At 72.7% G+C, this 16,138-nt stretch carries 16 protein-coding genes; 10 read left to right on the top strand and 6 right to left on the bottom strand.

What is annotated here, in order from left to right:
- Positions 1–55: 55 nt before the first annotated feature.
- Both E4099_RS16165 and E4099_RS16160 read right to left on the bottom strand, forming a co-directional pair.
- A complete protein-coding gene (locus tag E4099_RS16165) occupies positions 56–1,312 on the bottom strand; it encodes an RNA polymerase sigma factor (RefSeq protein WP_135339768.1) in 1,257 nt (418 codons plus the stop codon).
- Positions 1,309–1,677, bottom strand: coding sequence for a YciI family protein (locus E4099_RS16160; protein WP_135339767.1), 369 nt, complete (start codon positions 1,675–1,677; stop codon positions 1,309–1,311). The genes E4099_RS16165 and E4099_RS16160 overlap by 4 nt, the downstream gene beginning before the upstream one ends.
- A 200-nt stretch (positions 1,678–1,877) precedes the next feature.
- Here E4099_RS16160 and E4099_RS16155 point away from each other — a divergent pair, with 200 nt between their 5' ends.
- A complete protein-coding gene (locus tag E4099_RS16155; RefSeq protein WP_135339766.1) occupies positions 1,878–2,522 on the top strand; it encodes a dihydrofolate reductase family protein in 645 nt (214 codons plus the stop codon).
- A 305-nt stretch (positions 2,523–2,827) separates the two neighbouring features.
- Here E4099_RS16155 and serC read toward each other — a convergent pair whose 3' ends face one another.
- On the bottom strand, positions 2,828–3,946 hold the full coding sequence (gene serC, locus E4099_RS16150; protein ID WP_135339765.1) for a phosphoserine transaminase: 1,119 nt from the start codon (positions 3,944–3,946) through the stop codon (positions 2,828–2,830).
- 217 nt (positions 3,947–4,163) lie between these two features.
- On the opposite strand from serC, the gene E4099_RS16145 reads away from it, so the two are divergent.
- On the top strand, positions 4,164–7,355 hold the full coding sequence (locus tag E4099_RS16145) for an FAD-binding and (Fe-S)-binding domain-containing protein (RefSeq protein ID WP_386389659.1): 3,192 nt from the start codon (positions 4,164–4,166) through the stop codon (positions 7,353–7,355).
- Positions 7,356–7,390: 35 nt separating this feature from the next.
- On the opposite strand, the gene E4099_RS16140 is transcribed toward E4099_RS16145, so the two are convergent.
- Entirely contained in the window at positions 7,391–8,038 is a 648-nt protein-coding gene (locus E4099_RS16140; protein ID WP_245244893.1) for an alpha/beta hydrolase, read from the bottom strand.
- Between the two features lie 311 nt (positions 8,039–8,349).
- On the opposite strand from E4099_RS16140, the gene E4099_RS16135 reads away from it, so the two are divergent.
- Entirely contained in the window at positions 8,350–9,048 is a 699-nt protein-coding gene (locus E4099_RS16135) for an SDR family oxidoreductase (RefSeq protein WP_135339763.1), read from the top strand.
- A gap of 56 nt (positions 9,049–9,104) precedes the next feature.
- Here E4099_RS16135 and E4099_RS16130 read toward each other — a convergent pair whose 3' ends face one another.
- Entirely contained in the window at positions 9,105–9,332 is a 228-nt protein-coding gene (locus E4099_RS16130; protein ID WP_135339762.1) for a DUF397 domain-containing protein, read from the bottom strand.
- On the bottom strand, positions 9,319–10,143 hold the full coding sequence (locus E4099_RS16125) for a helix-turn-helix domain-containing protein (RefSeq protein WP_135339761.1): 825 nt from the start codon (positions 10,141–10,143) through the stop codon (positions 9,319–9,321). The genes E4099_RS16130 and E4099_RS16125 overlap by 14 nt, the downstream gene beginning before the upstream one ends.
- Positions 10,144–10,317: 174 nt before the next feature.
- Between E4099_RS16125 and E4099_RS16120 the strand changes: the two genes are divergently transcribed.
- The 7 genes from E4099_RS16120 to E4099_RS16090 form a co-directional block, all read left to right on the top strand.
- The gene (locus E4099_RS16120) at positions 10,318–10,626 is read left to right on the top strand and encodes a hypothetical protein (protein ID WP_135339760.1); all 309 of its coding nucleotides are present in this window, start codon (positions 10,318–10,320) and stop codon (positions 10,624–10,626) included.
- Positions 10,623–10,973 (top strand): hypothetical protein, encoded by a 351-nt coding sequence (locus tag E4099_RS16115; protein WP_245244892.1) that lies wholly within the window; start codon positions 10,623–10,625, stop codon positions 10,971–10,973. The genes E4099_RS16120 and E4099_RS16115 overlap by 4 nt, the downstream gene beginning before the upstream one ends.
- A complete protein-coding gene (locus E4099_RS16110; protein ID WP_135339759.1) occupies positions 10,970–11,218 on the top strand; it encodes a hypothetical protein in 249 nt (82 codons plus the stop codon). The genes E4099_RS16115 and E4099_RS16110 overlap by 4 nt, the downstream gene beginning before the upstream one ends.
- 194 nt (positions 11,219–11,412) lie before the next feature.
- Positions 11,413–12,513: a serine hydrolase domain-containing protein gene (locus tag E4099_RS16105; RefSeq protein ID WP_135339758.1), complete on the top strand. Its 1,101-nt coding sequence runs from the start codon at positions 11,413–11,415 to the stop codon at positions 12,511–12,513.
- A gap of 89 nt (positions 12,514–12,602) precedes the next feature.
- Positions 12,603–13,343, top strand: a complete 741-nt coding sequence (locus E4099_RS16100; protein ID WP_135339757.1) for a DUF6333 family protein — start codon at positions 12,603–12,605, stop codon at positions 13,341–13,343.
- A gap of 304 nt (positions 13,344–13,647) precedes the next feature.
- Positions 13,648–14,463: a TIGR03084 family metal-binding protein gene (locus tag E4099_RS16095; protein ID WP_135339756.1), complete on the top strand. Its 816-nt coding sequence runs from the start codon at positions 13,648–13,650 to the stop codon at positions 14,461–14,463.
- The coding region (locus E4099_RS16090) for an acyclic terpene utilization AtuA family protein (RefSeq protein ID WP_135339755.1) at positions 14,460–16,138 on the top strand (1,679 nt) is incomplete at its 3' end. The genes E4099_RS16095 and E4099_RS16090, both read left to right, overlap by 4 nt.

Genomic DNA, 16,138 nt, shown 5'->3' with positions numbered 1-16,138 from the left:
GGGTGCGGCAGGGTGCGGCGCGGTGGCAGGTCCGGCCGGGGGCGCGCGGGAAGGGTCAGCCGGAGGTGGGCCGGGGCGCCAGTCGGGCGGCGCGGGTCTGTAGGTAGCGGTACTCGGCCAGGCTGGTGGTGCCGTGGGCGGCGCGGTGGTAGTACTCCCGGGCCGCCGGATGGTCGCCGGCCATCTCCAGCAGGTGCGCCCGGACCGCGTGCAGCCGGTGGTGTTGGGTGATCCGGTCGTCCGCGGCCAGCTTGTCCAGCAGGGCCAGGCCGGCCCGCGGTCCGTCGAGCATGGCGACCGCCACCGCCCGGTTCAGGCTGGCCATCGGGTTCGGCGAGAGCCGCTCCAGGATCTTGTACAGCGTGTTGATCTGACGCCAGTCGGTCTCGGCGGTGCTGGGCGCCTCGTCGTGCAGCGCGGCGATGGCGGCCTGCAACTGGTAGGGGCCGAGTGTCGAGCGGGTCATCGCGTCGGTGACCAGCGCGACGCCCTCGGCGATGCGACCGCGGTCCCAGCGCGAGCGGTCCTGCTCGTCCAGCGGGATCAGCTCGCCGTGCGGGCCGGTGCGGGCGGCCCGGCGGGCGTCGGTGAGCAGCATCAGGGCCAGCAGGCCGGCCACCGCGCCGTCGTCCGGCAGCAGCCGGTGCAGCAGACGGGTCAGCCGGATCGCCTCGGCTGCCAGGTCGTCGCGCCGCAGCCGGTCCCCGGAGCTGGCGGTGTAGCCCTCGTTGAAGATCACGTACAGCACGTGCAGCACGACCCGCAGCCGCTCCGCCCGATCCTGCCCGACCGGCATGGTGAACTCGCTGCCGGTGGCCTTGATCCGCTGCTTGGCCCGGCTGATCCGGGACGCCATGGTCGGTTCCGGCACGAAGTAGGCGCGGGCGATCTCCGCGGTGGTCAGGCCGCCGACGGCGCGCAGCGTCAGCGCGACCTGCGAGGCCGGGCTCAGCGCCGGGTGGCAGCACAGGAACAGCAGGGTCAGCGTGTCGTCCCGGTCGGCCGGGGTGTCCTCGCCGGGCCCGGGCGATGTCCGCTCCGGCTCCTGGGCGGCCACCGCGTCCTCGCGCCGGCGCCGGGCCTGTTCGCTGCGAATCCGGTCGACCAGGCGGCGGCCGGCGACCGTGGTCAGCCAGCTGTGCGGGTTGTCCGGGATGCCCTCGGTCGGCCAGCGTGTCGCCGCGGCGAGCAGCGCCTCCTGCACGGCGTCCTCGCTCAGGTCGAACTGCCCGTACCGGCGCACCAGCGCGCCGAGGGCCTGCGGCGCGAGCGCGCGCAGCAGGCCCTCGACGGTGGCACGGTCGGCGCTCACGCCGTCGGGCCACCGGAGAAGATCACCTGGCGGACCTCGATGCCCAGGCCGTTGAACCGGGCGTCCGGGATCATCGCGGCCAGCTCCAGCGCGCGGTCCCTGCTCGCGACGTCGACCAGGTAGTAGCCGCCCAGGAACTCCTTGGCCTCCAGGTAGGGACCGTCGGTGACGACCGGCACACCGTCGCGGACGCGGATCACCGAGCTCTGGGACGGGTCGGCCAGTGCCTCGGTACTGATCATCTCGCCGGACTCGCGGATCGTCTTCATGAAGGTGCCGTGGCCGTCCATGATCTCCTGGCGCTCGGCCTCGGTCAGTTCCTCCATGATGGCCGGGTTGGTGTGCATGATCAACAGAAACTTCATGTCCGACTCCTCACTGTCGTGGCGCCCGGTCGGGCCCCGTCATCGGGTGGTCGTCGCGGGCCGACCGTTCTTGACACGCCGGCAGCGGATTCAGCGGATCAGATGATTCTGCCGCTACGGGTCAAGATCCGTGGACCGGCTCCGACCTCATGGTGACGATCCACGTCTCACCACTGCCATCGCCATCACAGGAGGAACCCGTGGCGCAGCTACTGAGAGTCCAGAACTTCAATGTCTCGAGTGACGGAATCGGTGCCGGTGAGGACCAGACCCTCGAGAGGCCGTTCGGCCATATCGAGCCCGAGCGGCTGTTCGCCTGGGCCGGTGCCACGGCGAGCTGGCCCATGCGCACCGAACCCGGTGGCAGCCGGGGTCTGGACGACTACCTCACGCGGGACTACGCCCGCAACATCGGCGCCGAGATCATGGGCCGCAACAAGTTCGGTCCCCAGCGCGGGCCCTGGCTCAACCACGAGTGGCGCGGCTGGTGGGGTGAGGAGCCCCCGTTCCGCACCCCGGTGTTCGTCATGACCCACCACAAGCGGCCTTCATTCACCCTCTCCGACACCACGTTCCACTTCGTGGACGGCGACCCTGCCACGGTCCTCGAACAGGCCCGGGAGGCGGCGCGGGGCAAGGACGTCCGACTCGGCGGCGGGGCTACCACCATCCGGCAGTTCCTCGACGCCGACCTCGTCGACACCCTGCACGTGGCGGTCTCGCCGGTGAAGCTCGGGTCCGGAGTACGGCTCTGGGAGTCCCCCGACGAGCTGCTCGACCGGTTCCACCTGGACGTCGTTCCCAGCCCGAGCGGGGTGGCGCACCACCTGTTCTGGCGAAAGTGACCGATCCTCAGGGCTGGCCCCGGCAGGCTGGCTTGCCTCCCGGGGCCGCCCTGGGGCGGGCCGTCGGGCGAGGGTTGCTCGGCGTTACGTGCCGGGCTGCGGCAGCCATACGAGGCCCGGGCCGTGTACGGGGCCTGGGCCGTGTACACGGCCCAGGCGAAGGCGACCCGCGCACGACGACCGCCGGCGGTCGACCACCAAGACGGCGTCGGCCGGTTCCAGGGCGACGCCACTCGGTCCCGCCGGGCCAGGGCTCGACGGGACCGAGTGGTGCCATACGGCGTGCGCGGGTGGGGCTCCGGGCCTCAGAGCCGTTCGATCACATAGTCGATGCAGACGGTGAGCGCCTCGACGTCCGCCGGGTCGACGGCCGGGAACATGGCCACCCGCAGCTGGTTGCGGCCCAGCTTGCGGTACGGCTCGGTGTCCACGATGCCGTTGGCGCGCAGCGCCTTGGCGACGGCGGCGGCGTCGATCTCCTCGGCGAAGTCGATGGTGCCGACCACCTGCGAGCGCTTGGCCGGGTCGGTGACGAACGGGGTGGCGTACTTGGAGGCCTCGGCCCAGCCGTAGAGCGCGCGCGAGGAGGCGGCGGTCCGGCCCACCGCCCAGTCCAGGCCGCCCTGCCCGTTGATCCACTCCAGCTGCTCGTTGAGCAGGAAGAGCGTGGCCAGCGCCGGGGTGTTGTACGTCTGGTTCTTCCGCGAGTTGTCGATCGCGGTGGGCAGCGAGAAGAACTCGGGGATGTGCCGCCCGGAGGCGTGGACGCGCTCGGCGCGCTCCACCGCGGCGGGCGAGAAGGCGGCCAGCCAGAGTCCGCCGTCGGCCGCGAACGACTTCTGCGGGGCGAAGTAGTAGACGTCGGTCTCGGCGATGTCCACCGGCAGACCGCCCGCGCCGGAGGTGGCGTCGACCAGCACCAGCGAGCCCTCGTCGGCGCCGGCCACCCGCTTCAGGGGGGCCGCCACGCCGGTGGAGGTCTCGTTGTGGGTGAGCGCGTACACGTCCACCCCCGCCTCGGCGTGCGCCTCCGGGTGGGTGCCGGGGTCGGCGGAGACGATGCTGGGATCGGCCAGCCAGGGCGCCATCTTGGCGGCCTTGGCGAACTTGGAGGAGAACTCGCCGAAGGTGAGGTGCTGCGACTTGCGCTCGATCAGGCCGTGGGTCGCCACGTCCCAGAACGCGGTGGAACCGCCGTTGCCCAGCACCACCTCGTACCCCTCGGGCAGCGAGAGGAGCCGGCTCACGCCCTCCCGCACCTTGCCGACCAGGTTCTTGACCGGGGCCTGGCGGTGGGACGTTCCGAGCAGGGAGGTACCGGTGGCGGCCAGGGCGCTGAGCGCCTCCGCCCGCACCTTGGAGGGGCCCGAACCGAAGCGACCGTCGGCGGGCTTGATGTCAGCGGGAATCTGGATCTCGGCCACGGGCGCAGCCTAGTGCGTGGGTCCTCGGCCCCGGCACTGCGTCCAGCGGCTGAGACGCGGTGTCCAGGTGTGTTCCGTTGTGTTTCCTTCCGTCGTACGCCCCCGCGCGCACGGGCGTACCTCCTGCGTACGGCGCATTCGGAAGGCGTGCGTCCGGATGCGCGGCGCCCGCACGGTATGCACCCGCCGGCGGGCGTTCGGCTGGCACGCTGGGGGTATGGCGGCAGCGGCGGAGTCACAGCAGGACGGCGACGACCCTCGACGCGGCGACGACCCTCGACGCGGCGACGACCCTCGACGGGGTGAGGCTGGCGCGGGCGGCGAGGACGATCCGGGCGGCCCGGGCGGCCCGGGCGGCAAGCCTGGCGAGGGCGTCACCGGCGGCCAGGGTGGCGAGGGCGGCAGGCGCGGCGAAGGCACCGGCCGCCGGAGGCGCACCGGCACCGGTGACCCGGGAGTCGGGTTGGAGCAGGATCTGCGGCGGGCGGTGGGCGGCGAGGTCTTCTTCGCCGCGGCCGACCGGGCGCTGATGACCATGGACGCCTCCAACTACCGCCGGGTGCCGCTGGCCGTGGTGGCGCCCCGGGACGCCGAGGACGTGGCCGCGGCGCTCGCCGTGTGCCGGGAGTACGGGGTGCCGGTGGTGCCGCGCGGCGCCGGCACCTCGATCGCCGGACAGGCCACCGGCGTCGGAGTGGTGCTCGATTTCACCCGGCACATGAACCGCGTCCTGGCCGTCGACCCGGAGACCCGCACCGCCGTGGTGCAGCCCGGGGTGGTGCTGGACGCGCTGCGTTCGGCGGCCGGCGCGTACGACCTGACCTTCGGCCCCGACCCGTCCACCCACAGCCGCTGCACCCTCGGCGGCATGATCGGCAACAACGCCTGCGGCGCCCACTCGGTGGCCTGGGGCACCACCGCCGACAACGTGCGGGAGTTGGACGTGCTCGGCTACCGCGGCGACCGGCTGCGGCTCGGCACCGGCCTGGACGGGCTCACCCCCCGGCTGCGGGACGGGCTGGCGGCGCTGACCAGTGCCCATCTGGCGCTGTTGCGCACCGGGTACCCCGAGCTGCCGCGCCGGATCTCCGGGTACGCGCTGGACGCGCTGCTGCCCGAGCGCGGGGTGGCGGTGGCACGTTCCTTCACCGGGAGCGAAGGCACCCTGGGGGTGCTCACCGAGGCCGTACTGCGCCTGGTGGACGCGCCCCGCGCGCGGGCGCTCGCGGTGCTCGGCTACCCCGACGAGAGCGCCGCCGCGCAGGCCGCGCCCACCCTGCTGCCCCACCGCCCGCTGACCGTGGAGGGCATGGCCGCCGACCTGGTGGCGGGCGCGCGCGGGCTGCCGGCCGGCGGCGCCTGGCTGTTCGTGGAGACCGGCGGCGACACCCCGGCCGAGGCCCGCGCCCGCGCCGACGCCCTGGTCAGGGCCTGCGCGGACGGCACCACCGGGCACACCGTGGTCGCCGACCCGGCCGCACAGCGCGCCCTGTGGCGGATCCGGGAGGACGCCGCCGGCACCGCCACTCGACTCCCCGAGGACGGCACCTCCTCCGGCCTGGGAGGCCGAGAGGCATGGCCGGGCTGGGAGGACTGCGCGGTGCCGCCCGCCCGACTCGGCGACTATCTGCGGGAGTTCCGCGCGCTGCTCGCCACGTACGGGCTGCACGGCATCCCGTACGGCCACTTCGGCGACGGCTGCATCCATGCCCGGATCGACTTCGACCTGCTGAGCAAGGAGGGCATCGGGCGGTACCGGGCGTTCTCCGCCGAACTGGCCGACCTGGTCGTGGCGCACGGCGGCTCGCTCTCCGGCGAGCACGGCGACGGCCTGGCCCGCGCCGAACTGCTGCCCCGCATGTACGGGCCCGAGCTGGTACGGCTCTTCGAGCACGCCAAGGACCTGTGGGACCCGGACGGCGGCCTCAACCCCGGCGTCCTGGTGCGCCCCCGCCCCCTCGACGCCGACCTGCGCTTCGCGGTGCTGCCCCGGCGGCCGGTGGACGTGGCCTTCGGCTACCCCCGCGACGGCGGCGACTTCTCGGCCGCGGTACGGCGCTGCGTGGGCGTCGCCAAGTGCCGGGTCGGCGGGCCCACCACCACCGGGGGCGCGCCCGGAGCCGTGGATCGGGCGGGAGCCGCGTCCGGTGCGCCCGGCGCCGGCGTGATGTGCCCCTCGTACCGGGTCACCGGAGAGGAACGCCACTCCACCCGGGGCCGGGCCAGGCTCCTCCACGAGATGCTCGCCGGCGAGGTGATCACCGACGGCTGGCGCTCCGAGGAGGTCCGGGAGGCGCTGGACCTCTGCCTGTCCTGCAAGGGCTGCCGCAGCGACTGCCCGGTGGAAGTGGACATGGCCACCTACAAGGCGGAGTTCCAACACCACTACTACCAGGGCCGGATCCGACCCGCCGCGCACTACGCCATGGGCTGGCTGCCCCTGTGGCTGCGCGGCACGGCCACCCTGCACGCGGCCCCGCTGCTCAACGGGCTGGCCGCGGTACCCCCGCTCGCCGCACTGGCCAAACGGCTGGGCGGCCTCGCCCCCGAACGCGAGATCCCGCGCCTGGCCAACCAGCCCTTCACGGCCTGGTGGCGGCAGCGCGTACGGCGCGGGGGGCGCCGGGCGGACGTGGGGCCCGGGCCTTCGACCCGCACGGTGGTGCTCTGGCCGGACACCTTCACCACCTACCTCTCACCGCGGGTCGGCCGTGCCGCGGTGGCCGTGCTGGAGGACGCCGGGCTGCGGGTCGTACTCCCGCCCAGGCCGGTGTGCTGCGGCCTGACCTGGATCTCCACCGGCCAGCTGGACCGGGCCCGTGCCGTACTCCGGCGCACCCTGGAGGTGATGGCACCGGCCCTGGACGCCGGGCTGCCGGTGATCGGCCTGGAACCCAGCTGCACCGCCGCGCTCCGCACCGACGTTCCCGAGCTGCTGTCCGCCGCCGACCCGGACACCGCCCGGCGCGCGACCCGGCTCGCCGGCTCGGTCCGTACCTTCGCGCAGGCGCTGGAGGAGTACGCCCCCGACTGGCGACCGCCCCACCTGGACCGCCCGGTGGTCGGCCAGACCCACTGCCACCAGCACGCCGTCCTGGGCGACGCCGCCGAACGCCGGCTCCGGGAACGGTCCGGCCTGCGCGGAGAGTTGAGCGGCGGCTGCTGCGGCCTCGCCGGCAACTTCGGCTTCGAACGCGGCCACTACCCGGTATCGGTGGCCTGCGCCGAGGAACAACTCCTCCCCGCGGTACGCGCCGCCGCGACCGACCCCGCGACCGAAGTCCTCGCCGACGGCTACTCCTGCCGCACCCAACTCACCCAACTGGCAGGGGTACGGGGGCGACATCTGGCCGAGGTCCTGGCGGAGGCGTTGGCCGGCGGAGGCCCGTCCTCGGTACGGGGTGGGTGAGGCGGGCAGTGCCCCCCTGCGTCCATGCCATCGCCTCAAGCCGTGGCATCTCCCGTGCTGGCGAGTTCGATGAGGTGCCGGGCGGTGCCGGACGGGTCGACGATCTGGTGGAGGTGTTCGCCGGGTAGGTGCGCGACACGCCAGCCGCGTTCCCGGGCGTCGGCGGCCTGGGTGTCATACGGGGGGCCGAAGAGCAGGTAGGAGCAGGGGTGGTCGTCCCAGCCCTCGGGGACCGGGATGTGCTGCTCGTAGTAGGACAGCGGAAGGGCGGGCTGCTCCTCGATCACCGTCTGCCGCATGGCCGGGTCATCGAACATGGGGGCGATGTCCGCCTCGTCCCACCAGTCGGTCCAGCGCGGGAGCCTGCCGTCCACCGCCATGGGCCGGAGGAATTCCATGAACTCGGGCGTGGCGACGGGGGTCGGTCCGACCCGGGCCGGAAGCGCGGCATCCACGAAGATCGAGCCGGTCACCGGGTGATCAAGCCCTGAGCGGATCGCCGGGAGGAACAAGCCCGCGTTGCTGTGTACCACCAGCGTGAGGTGGCTGGCGGCCGGCACCTCCCGCAGATCGTCGCGTACCGCGTCCACCACCCGAGGCCAGAACGGCGGCGCGCCCGCGGCCACGTCCAGCAGGGACGGCACCCGCACCTGGAACCCCTTCGCCCCCAGCTGTTCGGCCACGGGACGCCACGTGGAAGGGCCTACGGATGGACTGTGCACCAGAACGAAGATCGGCTGCATGGGAGGATCCTCGCCCCTGTACAGGGGAGACGCCACGCCGTTGGCTGACAGCAGAACACCGTGCCGCCCGCGAAGCCATGGCAGGCCGGTGACGGTGTACCGGATCGGCGAGAAGAGCGCTGGGTATAGTGCAGGCGTTTCGGGGAACTGGCGCCCGTAGTCGTCCGATTCCATGCGCCACCTCGCGGTCATCGACATGCGGAGGATCCTGGCGGGGGCCCCGATGACCACATCGCCGAGGAGGCCACCCCATGGAGCCCGTCACGCTGATCACCGGTGGCTCGACCGGAATCGGCGCCGCCACCGCCCGCGCCCTGCTCAAGCAGGGCCACCGAGTGGCCGTCACCGGACGTGACGCGGACAAGCTGGCCGCCTTCGCCGCCTCGGCCGGAGCGGACGAACGCCTCCTGACGATCACCGGCGACGCCAGCGACGCCGACCATGTCGCCTCCGCCGTGCGCGGCGTGCTGAACGCGTGGGGCCGACTGGACAACGTCATCGCCAACGCCGGTTTCTCGCTGCCCGGCAGCCTGGAGAGCCACGCCCCCGAGGACATGCGCGCCATGGTCCTCACCAACGTCCTGGGCCCGGCCCTGCTGGTGCGGGAGACTCTGCCGCATCTCAGGGAGTCCAAGGGCCGGATCGTGATCATCGGTTCGGTCGCCGGGGTGCGCAACACGCCCGGCAACCTGTACTCGGTCACCAAGTGGGCCGCCCACGCGTTGGCCGAGAACACCCGGCTGCTGGTCGGCAAGGACGGGATCGGCGTGACGGTCATCGCCCCCGGGGTGGTGGACACTCCGTTCTGGGACGAGCGCGGCGGCACCCCCGAGGCGGCGCCCGCGATGACCGCGGAGCAGATCGCGGACACGATCGTCTTCACCGTCAACCAGCCCGCGGGCGTGGACATCAACCACATCACCCTGCGGCCCAGCGGACAGCTCGGCTGACGCCGCGCTCCGACCCCACCCCGGCCCCAGGCGCGGGCTGCCTGACGGCTGACTGGTCAGGTGGTGGGGAACTCGCCGCGCTTGACCGCTGAGATGAACGAGGACCACGCGGCTGTTTCGAACACCAGGGCCGGGCCGTGCGGGTCCTTGCTGTCGCGTACGGGGACGTGGCCGTGGCCACGGGCTACTTCGAGGCAATCGCCATTGCTGGGCCCGCTGTAGCTGGACTTGAACCAACCGGTGAGGGCGGAGGCGTCGGCGACGGCGGGATCAGTGCTGCCCATTTTCATGTTCCTCTGCTATGGCCCTGACGAGGACCAGTGACTCCTGATGCGACGCCGCATCACTCAGGGCGAGATCGTAGGCCGACTGGCAGGAACTCACCATGGCCGGGTCGTCCATCAAGTTGCCTGTGCGCAGTCCTTCGACATAGGCGACGGGTGCGGCATCGGGGAAGCTCATGAGGGTGACCATGCTCTCGATGAGAGCATGTGCCCCGACACCGAACGGCAGGACGTGCAGCCTCAATCGACCGGCCTCAGCCATATCGGCGATCTTGGTCAGCTGTTGAGCCATGACCTGCCGTCCACCAACCCGGCGTCGAAGCACGGCCTCATCCAACAGGGTCCACACGACCGGGCTCAACGGGTTATCGAGGATCCGAGCCCGCTCTATGCGGTTGACAACGCGCCGGTCAAGATCCTCCGCGCGGTAGTTGGGACTGGCTGTACTCAGCACCGCACGTGCGTAGAGGTCGGTCTGGAGCAGTCCTGGAACGAGCGAGATACCGAACAGCCGGAGTTCGGAAGCCTGCCGCTCCAACTCCGCCGCGACCGCGAAGTGATCGGCGAACTTCGACTCCAGGTCCTCCAGCCATCGCGCGAAGAACCCGTCCGTCTGCAGCGCCTGATCGAGACGGGCCGCGTCTTCCAGATTCGGCAACCGGCGACCCGCCTCGAAATGGCTGATCAGCGTGGGGGAGCACACCACATGGTCACTCAGCGCCTCCTGCGTCAGCTCAGCAGCTATGCGGCGGATCCTCAACTCCTCGCCGTACTTCTCCCTCTGACTACGTGGCCTGCGATTGGTCGCCATGGGCTGACTCCCTGAGTTGAAAGGTGCGTTGTCAAGCTCGCCCTCCTAGCAGCGTAGCCAGCACACCCCCCACTCTGTGAGGAAAGCGCCACACAGCGTGAAGAAACGCAAGACCCTCGCGACCGGGGTGCACCGGCCCGAGGGCGTGGCCACCAATCACAGGGAGTTGATGACATGCACCACGCTATCGGCTGGATCTTCGAATTGCTGCTGCGATGGGTGTTTCCGTCATCGGGACGCCACCGGTCCGTCCAACAGACCCCGTCCGCCCCACCCCGCGCAGAGGCGCCCGTCGCGTTCGGCCTGCGCGAGCCTGACATGCCGTTGCGGGGTGAGGACATCGCGCTGGTCCGGCCCTACCGCGTCGCGCACGAGCGGCGGGAGGAGGTGCTGCGGCCGTGGCGGTCCGGACAGGCGATGGTGCTGGCCGCGCACGGTGTGGATCTCAGCGCCCTCCTGGCGGCGGAGGCGGTGGGCCGATGAGCACCCGATCGCGTCTGCTGCCCTGGCCGGGGCCGAACGGGCAGTCCGCGTACCTGCTGGGGGAGTGCGGTCCGGGCAGCCATCTGTGGCGGCTGGCCGATGAGATGGAGGGGGTGCTGCTGCGGATGGGCACGGAGTTGGTCCAGCACGGCCGGTCCCTCGCGGGCGACCCGAAGGCGGATGCCCGGCAGCTGCGGTACACGGTCTTCCGGCTGGCCGAATCCCTCACCGACGCGCATCGGATCGCGGAGAGCCGCAAGTTGCGCTTGGAGGAGCTGGAGCGGATGGAGAGGGACGAGGCGGTCGCCGCGTCGGACTCGGGCGTGAAGCGGGAGGAGCGGTCATGAAGGCTTGGCAGATCGGGCTGGTGTCGAAGCGGGGGCTGCGTCGGGAGGGCGACGAGCGGTTCGTACTGCCCTTGTGGATCGCCCGGGAGGGCACCCCGCTGGGCACCTCGGAGCTGGTGCTGACCGTGGCGGAGGCCGAGCAGCTGCACGCCGCGCTCTGCTACGCGCTGGACGGCAAGCCCATCCCCGACTTCGCCCCCGAGTGCCGCAACTCCATCCAGCGCGGACCAAGCGCGCGCCGCTGACCGGACGGACCCGGGGGTTATCCCCACCCGGATTACGGCGGTTAGCAGGATCGTCCCGGGTGATCGCGCCCGGAGAGGCTGGAGCCCGGCACATACCGCCGATGTCCCAACGAATCCCCAGGGGTTGACACGTGCGTAAGCAGACAGGGCTAAGGGTGCGTCCGTCCGGGCGGCGGCAGGGCGGGCGCAGAGCCATGGCGGCCGTGGCCGCGGTGACGGTCGGCGTTATGACGATGGGCGTCCTGGCGCCGTCCGCGGCCTCCGCGGACTCCGGGCCGGACACCGTTCAGCAGGGCCTGACGGCGCTGGTGCGCTCCGACGGGGTGCCCGGTGCGCTGGCGACCGTCCAGGACCGTGACGGCCGCACCCACACGTACACGGCCGGCCTCGGGGACGTTGCCACCGGCGCCCCGGTCCCCGGTGACGGGCAGGTCCGCATCGGCAGCAACACCAAGGCGTTCACCGCGGTGGTCATGCTGCAACTGGTCTCCGAGGGAAAGGTCAAGCTCAACGCCCGGGTGGAGAAGTACCTCCCCGGTCTGATCCGCGGCGACGGGATCCACGGTCGCCGCATCACCGTCCGCCAGCTCCTCCAGCACAGGAGCGGGCTGCCCAACTACACCAAGTACCTGAGTGAGGACATCCGCTACTACGACCCGAGCGACCTCCTGGACCTCGCACTCCAGCACCCGGCGGACTTCGACCCGGGCGAGAAGTGGGAGTACAACAACACCAACTACCTGGTGGCCGGCCTCATCGTGGAGAAGGTCACCGGCCGCCCGCTCGCCGAGGAGATCGACCGGCGCGTCATCCAGCGCATCGGTCTGCGCCACACCTACTTCCCCGCCCCGGGCGAGCTGGGCATCCGGGAGAACCATCCCAAGGGCTACTACCAGGACTCACCCGGCGCACCGCTGATCGACGCCACGGAGTGGGACCCCTCCTGGGCGTGGGCGGCCGGCCAGCTGGTGTCCACCAACTCCGACCTGAACCGCTTCTACTCCGCGCTCCTGGCCGGCGAGCTGCTGCCCGAGGCCCAGCTGAAGCAGATGCGCACCACCGTCGCCGCCGGCTACCCGTTTCCGGCGGGCGCCCGTTACGGACTGGGCCTGGTGAGCACCCCGTTGTCCTGCGGCGGCGTCTACTGGGGCCACGGCGGCAGCATGACCGGATACGAGACCCGGGGTGGCGTGACCGAGGACGGCCGCGCCGTCGACATCGCGGTGACCACACAGCCGGGTCAGGCCACCAAGGAGCACATGGACAGGGTGGTGGACGCGGCCCTGTGCCGCTGACCCGCGCCGCCGTTGGGGGTCAGGGGCGGCGGACGTCCCTGGCCCCGACCCGGCGCCGGTGTCAGTGGGCTGGCCTAGCGTGCGGGGTCATGACCGGTACCTCTTACTGGACGTGCCCGCCCGAGACGGACGTGCGCCGCACGTACTTCGGTGAGTACGCCATCACCTTGCTGGACCCGTCGCTGACCGGCGGCACCATCACCTCGGCACCGCACGACCCGGCGCGGGCACGGGAGTTCGTCGAGGGGTTCCCGACGGTCGAGGCGGTGGTGGAGGAGCTTCCTCCGCTGCCGCCCTCGGAGTTACTGGCCACGGAGTGCCGCTCGGACCTGGATCTGGTCACGGTGGGCTGCTGGGGGAGCGCGATCTGCGTGTCCGACCCGGCCCTCACCGCGTACGACGCCGGCATGACACCAGTCCTGGACGTGGCCACGTCCCTTCGCGAGCGCTACCCGCGAGCGCTGATCGTCGGCTCCGCGCACGCCGACTTCGGGGAGTCGCACACCGAGGACGTGATCTGGCTTCCCGATGGTCCGCGGCTCTTCGCCTCCGGTTTCCCCTGCTACGAGGACCCCTGGGACATCGAGGGCGACCCGCGGGCCGTGCTGGACGCGCTGGGCGTCGATCCGGACGGGCTTGAGGGGGACTACCGCGAATTCCTCCATCTGGACGAGGCGCCCCACCTCACCAACTGGGGCATGCTGGGCGCGCTGGTACTGGAGAGGGCCGGACATCGGCCGGGGGCCGACCTGGAGATGTCCGTCTTCCGCGTCCGCCACACCGAGGAGTACACCGCGGTGATGGAGGAGATGTGGCTGCCCGGCCTCTGAGCGGGTGATGCGCGAGGGGCCCCGAGGGCCGTCCCGCACGTCCGCCGCGATGCCCAGCCGAACCACGAGTGACCCCGCGGAGAGGGTCGGTGGGCTTGGGACGCCCCTTTCGGGGCAGGCGTTGGGGGGTCCCGCCGGAGCAGCCGGGTGGGGCCGCGCGGGCTCGCGTGGGTCCGCGCGGGTCCCGGGATCGGTGCTCTGGGCGCACCGGCTGGAAATCATGCAATCACGCTTGATTGTTTTGCTGGGCGGTGCCACCCTCGGGACCCACGCCTTTGACGATTCCCGATGAGGGGAGCGCACCGTGTCCGATCCGGCAGTCGTGCTTGACGATCTCAGCGCCGAGGGCGATGCGTTGGACGCCCTGGTCGCCGGGCTCGACTCGGCGGACTGGGCCCGGCCCACCCCCGCGCCCGGCTGGACGATCGCCCATCAGATCGCCCATCTGCACTGGACCGACGAACGGACGCGGCAGGCCGCCACCGACCCCGACGGCTTCGCCCGGGAGGTGGCCAAGGCCGCCAAGGCGCCGGAGTCCTTCGTGGACGAGGGGGCCGCGGCCGGGGCCGGGCTGCCGCCCGACGAGCTGCTGCGCGAGTGGCGTACCGGGCGGGCCCGACTGCTCCGGGAGCTCGCGGCCCAGCCACCGGGGGCCCGACTCCCCTGGTACGGGCCGCCGATGAGCGTGCCGTCGATGGCCACCGCGCGGCTGATGGAGACCTGGGCGCACGGCCAGGACGTGGCCGACGCGCTCGGTGTGGTGCGCGAGCCGACCGACCGGCTGCGGCATGTGGCGCGGATCGGGGTGCGGGCCCGCGACTACGCGTACGCGGTGCGCGGACTCCAGCCGCCCGCCGAGGAGTTCCGGGTGGAGCTGACCGCCCCCGACGGCAGTGTGTGGACGTACGGCCCGGCGGACGCGAGCCAGCGGGTGACGGGTCCGGCGCTGGACTTCTGCCTGCTGGCCACCCAGCGCGCGCACCGGGCTGACCTGGCGGTACGGGCCCAGGGGGCGGAAGCGGACCGCTGGCTGGACATCGCCCAGGCTTTCGCCGGCCCGCCGGGGCCGGGGCGGGCGCGGGCGGACTCGGAGGCCGGGTCGGACGGGGAGGCGGGATGACGGGGGTGCCTGCCTTCGGGTCCGCCGCCCCCGCGCCCTTGCGGATCGGGAACGCCTCGGGGTTCTACGGCGACCGCTTCGACGCCTTCCGGGAGATGCTCACCGGTGGGCCGCTGGACGTGCTGACCGGCGACTACCTGGCCGAGCTGACCATGCTGATCCTGGGGCGCGACCGGATGAAGGACCCGGCCCGGGGCTATGCCAGGACCTTCCTGCGGCAGTTGGAGGAGGGCCTGGGGCTGGCGCTGGAGCGGGGCGTGCGGATCGTCAGCAACGCGGGCGGCCTCAACCCGGCCGGGCTCGCCGACGCCGTACGGGAGCTGGCGGCGCGGCTCGGGCTGAGCGTGCGGGTGGCCCATGTGGAGGGCGATGACCTGCGCGAGCGGGCCGTGGCGGCCGGTTGGGGCGATGGCGTGCTGACCGCCAACGCGTATCTCGGCGGTGCCGGGATCGCGGCCTGTCTGCGGGCCGGGGCGGATGTGGTGGTGACGGGACGGGTGACCGACGCCGCCCTGGTCACCGGGCCGGCCGCGGCGCACTTCGGCTGGGCCCCGGACGACTGGGACGCGCTGGCCGGGGCGATGGTGGCGGGCCACGTACTGGAGTGCGGGGCGCAGGCCACCGGGGGCAACTACGCCTTCTTCCGCGAGCACGATGTGCGGCACCCCGGCTTCCCGCTGGCCGAGATTCACGCCGACGGCTCGGCGGTGATCACCAAGCATCCCGGTACCGGGGGCGCGGTGACGGTGGGCACGGTCACCGCCCAGCTGCTGTACGAGACCGCCGGCCCCCGCTACCTGGGGCCCGACGTCACCGCGCGGCTGGACACCGTACGGCTCGCCCAGGACGGGCCGGACCGGGTGCGGATCGAGCAGGTGCGCGGGGAGGCCCCGCCGCCCGACCTCAAGGTCGGGATCACCCGGCTCGGCGGCTGGCGCAACGAGGTCGGCTTCGTGCTGACCGGGCTGGACATCGAGGCCAAGGCGGACCTGGTGCGGGCGCAGATGGACGCCGCGTTCGAGCGGGCCGGGCGGTGTCCGGCCGAGGTGCGGTGGACGCTGGCCCGTACCGACCACCCCGACGCGGCGGTGCAGGAGGAGGCCGGCGCGCTGCTGCGGCTGGTGGTACGCGACGGGGACCCGGAGGCGGTGGGCCGGGTGGTCAGCGGCGCCGCCGTGGAGCTGGGGCTGGCCGGATACCCGGGCTTCCACCTGACCGCGCCACCGGGGAAGGGGGCTCCCTACGGGGTGTTCCAGGCGGAGTACGTGGCGGCGGGGAGTGTGCGGCACACGGCGGTGCTGCCGTGCGGGGCCCGGGTGGAGCTGCAACCGGCGCCGAGCGGACGGGAGCGGCTTGAGCCGCCGGCGGAGACCGGGGTTCCGGGGGCGCGGCGGCTGTCGGGGGCGCGGTCGGAGTCGCCGGCGGGGCCTGGGCTGCCGCAGCCGCTGCCCGAGCGGGACTCGCTGCCGGGGGCCTTGTCGGTGCGGGAGTCGCTGCGGGAGCCGTTGCTGGAGCCCTCGCCGGTGCGGGACTCGCTGCGGGAGGGGCCAGGGGAGCTGCCGCGGGTGCGGGAGTCGCTGCGGGAGCCGTCGCCGGGGTCCGTGTCGCTGCCGGAGCCGTTGCCGGAGGGGCCGTGTCGGCGGGCGCCGCTGGGGCTGGTGGCCGGGGCGCGCAG

The organism is Streptomyces palmae (assembly GCF_004684805.1).
In the GTDB taxonomy this organism is placed as follows: Bacteria; Actinomycetota; Actinomycetes; order Streptomycetales; family Streptomycetaceae; genus Streptomyces; species Streptomyces palmae.
The sequence above is the reverse complement of the archived record's forward strand: the minus strand, read 5'-3'. Positions and strand labels throughout refer to the sequence as shown.

Excerpts from the sequence above, each read along its gene's own strand:
- E4099_RS16130 (WP_135339762.1), bottom strand. The coding sequence starts at position 9,332 with ATGGGCAGCACTGATCCCGCCGTCGCCGACGCCTCCGCCCTCACCGGT.
- E4099_RS16120 (WP_135339760.1), top strand. The coding sequence starts at position 10,318 with ATGCACCACGCTATCGGCTGGATCTTCGAATTGCTGCTGCGATGGGTG.
- E4099_RS16100 (WP_135339757.1), top strand. The coding sequence starts at position 12,603 with ATGACCGGTACCTCTTACTGGACGTGCCCGCCCGAGACGGACGTGCGC.
- E4099_RS16110 (WP_135339759.1), top strand. The coding sequence starts at position 10,970 with ATGAAGGCTTGGCAGATCGGGCTGGTGTCGAAGCGGGGGCTGCGTCGG.
- E4099_RS16105 (WP_135339758.1), top strand. The coding sequence starts at position 11,413 with ATGGCGGCCGTGGCCGCGGTGACGGTCGGCGTTATGACGATGGGCGTC.
- E4099_RS16145 (WP_386389659.1), top strand. The coding sequence starts at position 4,164 with ATGGCGGCAGCGGCGGAGTCACAGCAGGACGGCGACGACCCTCGACGC.
- E4099_RS16115 (WP_245244892.1), top strand. The coding sequence starts at position 10,623 with ATGAGCACCCGATCGCGTCTGCTGCCCTGGCCGGGGCCGAACGGGCAG.
- E4099_RS16125 (WP_135339761.1), bottom strand. The coding sequence starts at position 10,143 with ATGGCGACCAATCGCAGGCCACGTAGTCAGAGGGAGAAGTACGGCGAG.
- E4099_RS16160 (WP_135339767.1), bottom strand. The coding sequence starts at position 1,677 with ATGAAGTTTCTGTTGATCATGCACACCAACCCGGCCATCATGGAGGAA.
- E4099_RS16135 (WP_135339763.1), top strand. The coding sequence starts at position 8,350 with ATGGAGCCCGTCACGCTGATCACCGGTGGCTCGACCGGAATCGGCGCC.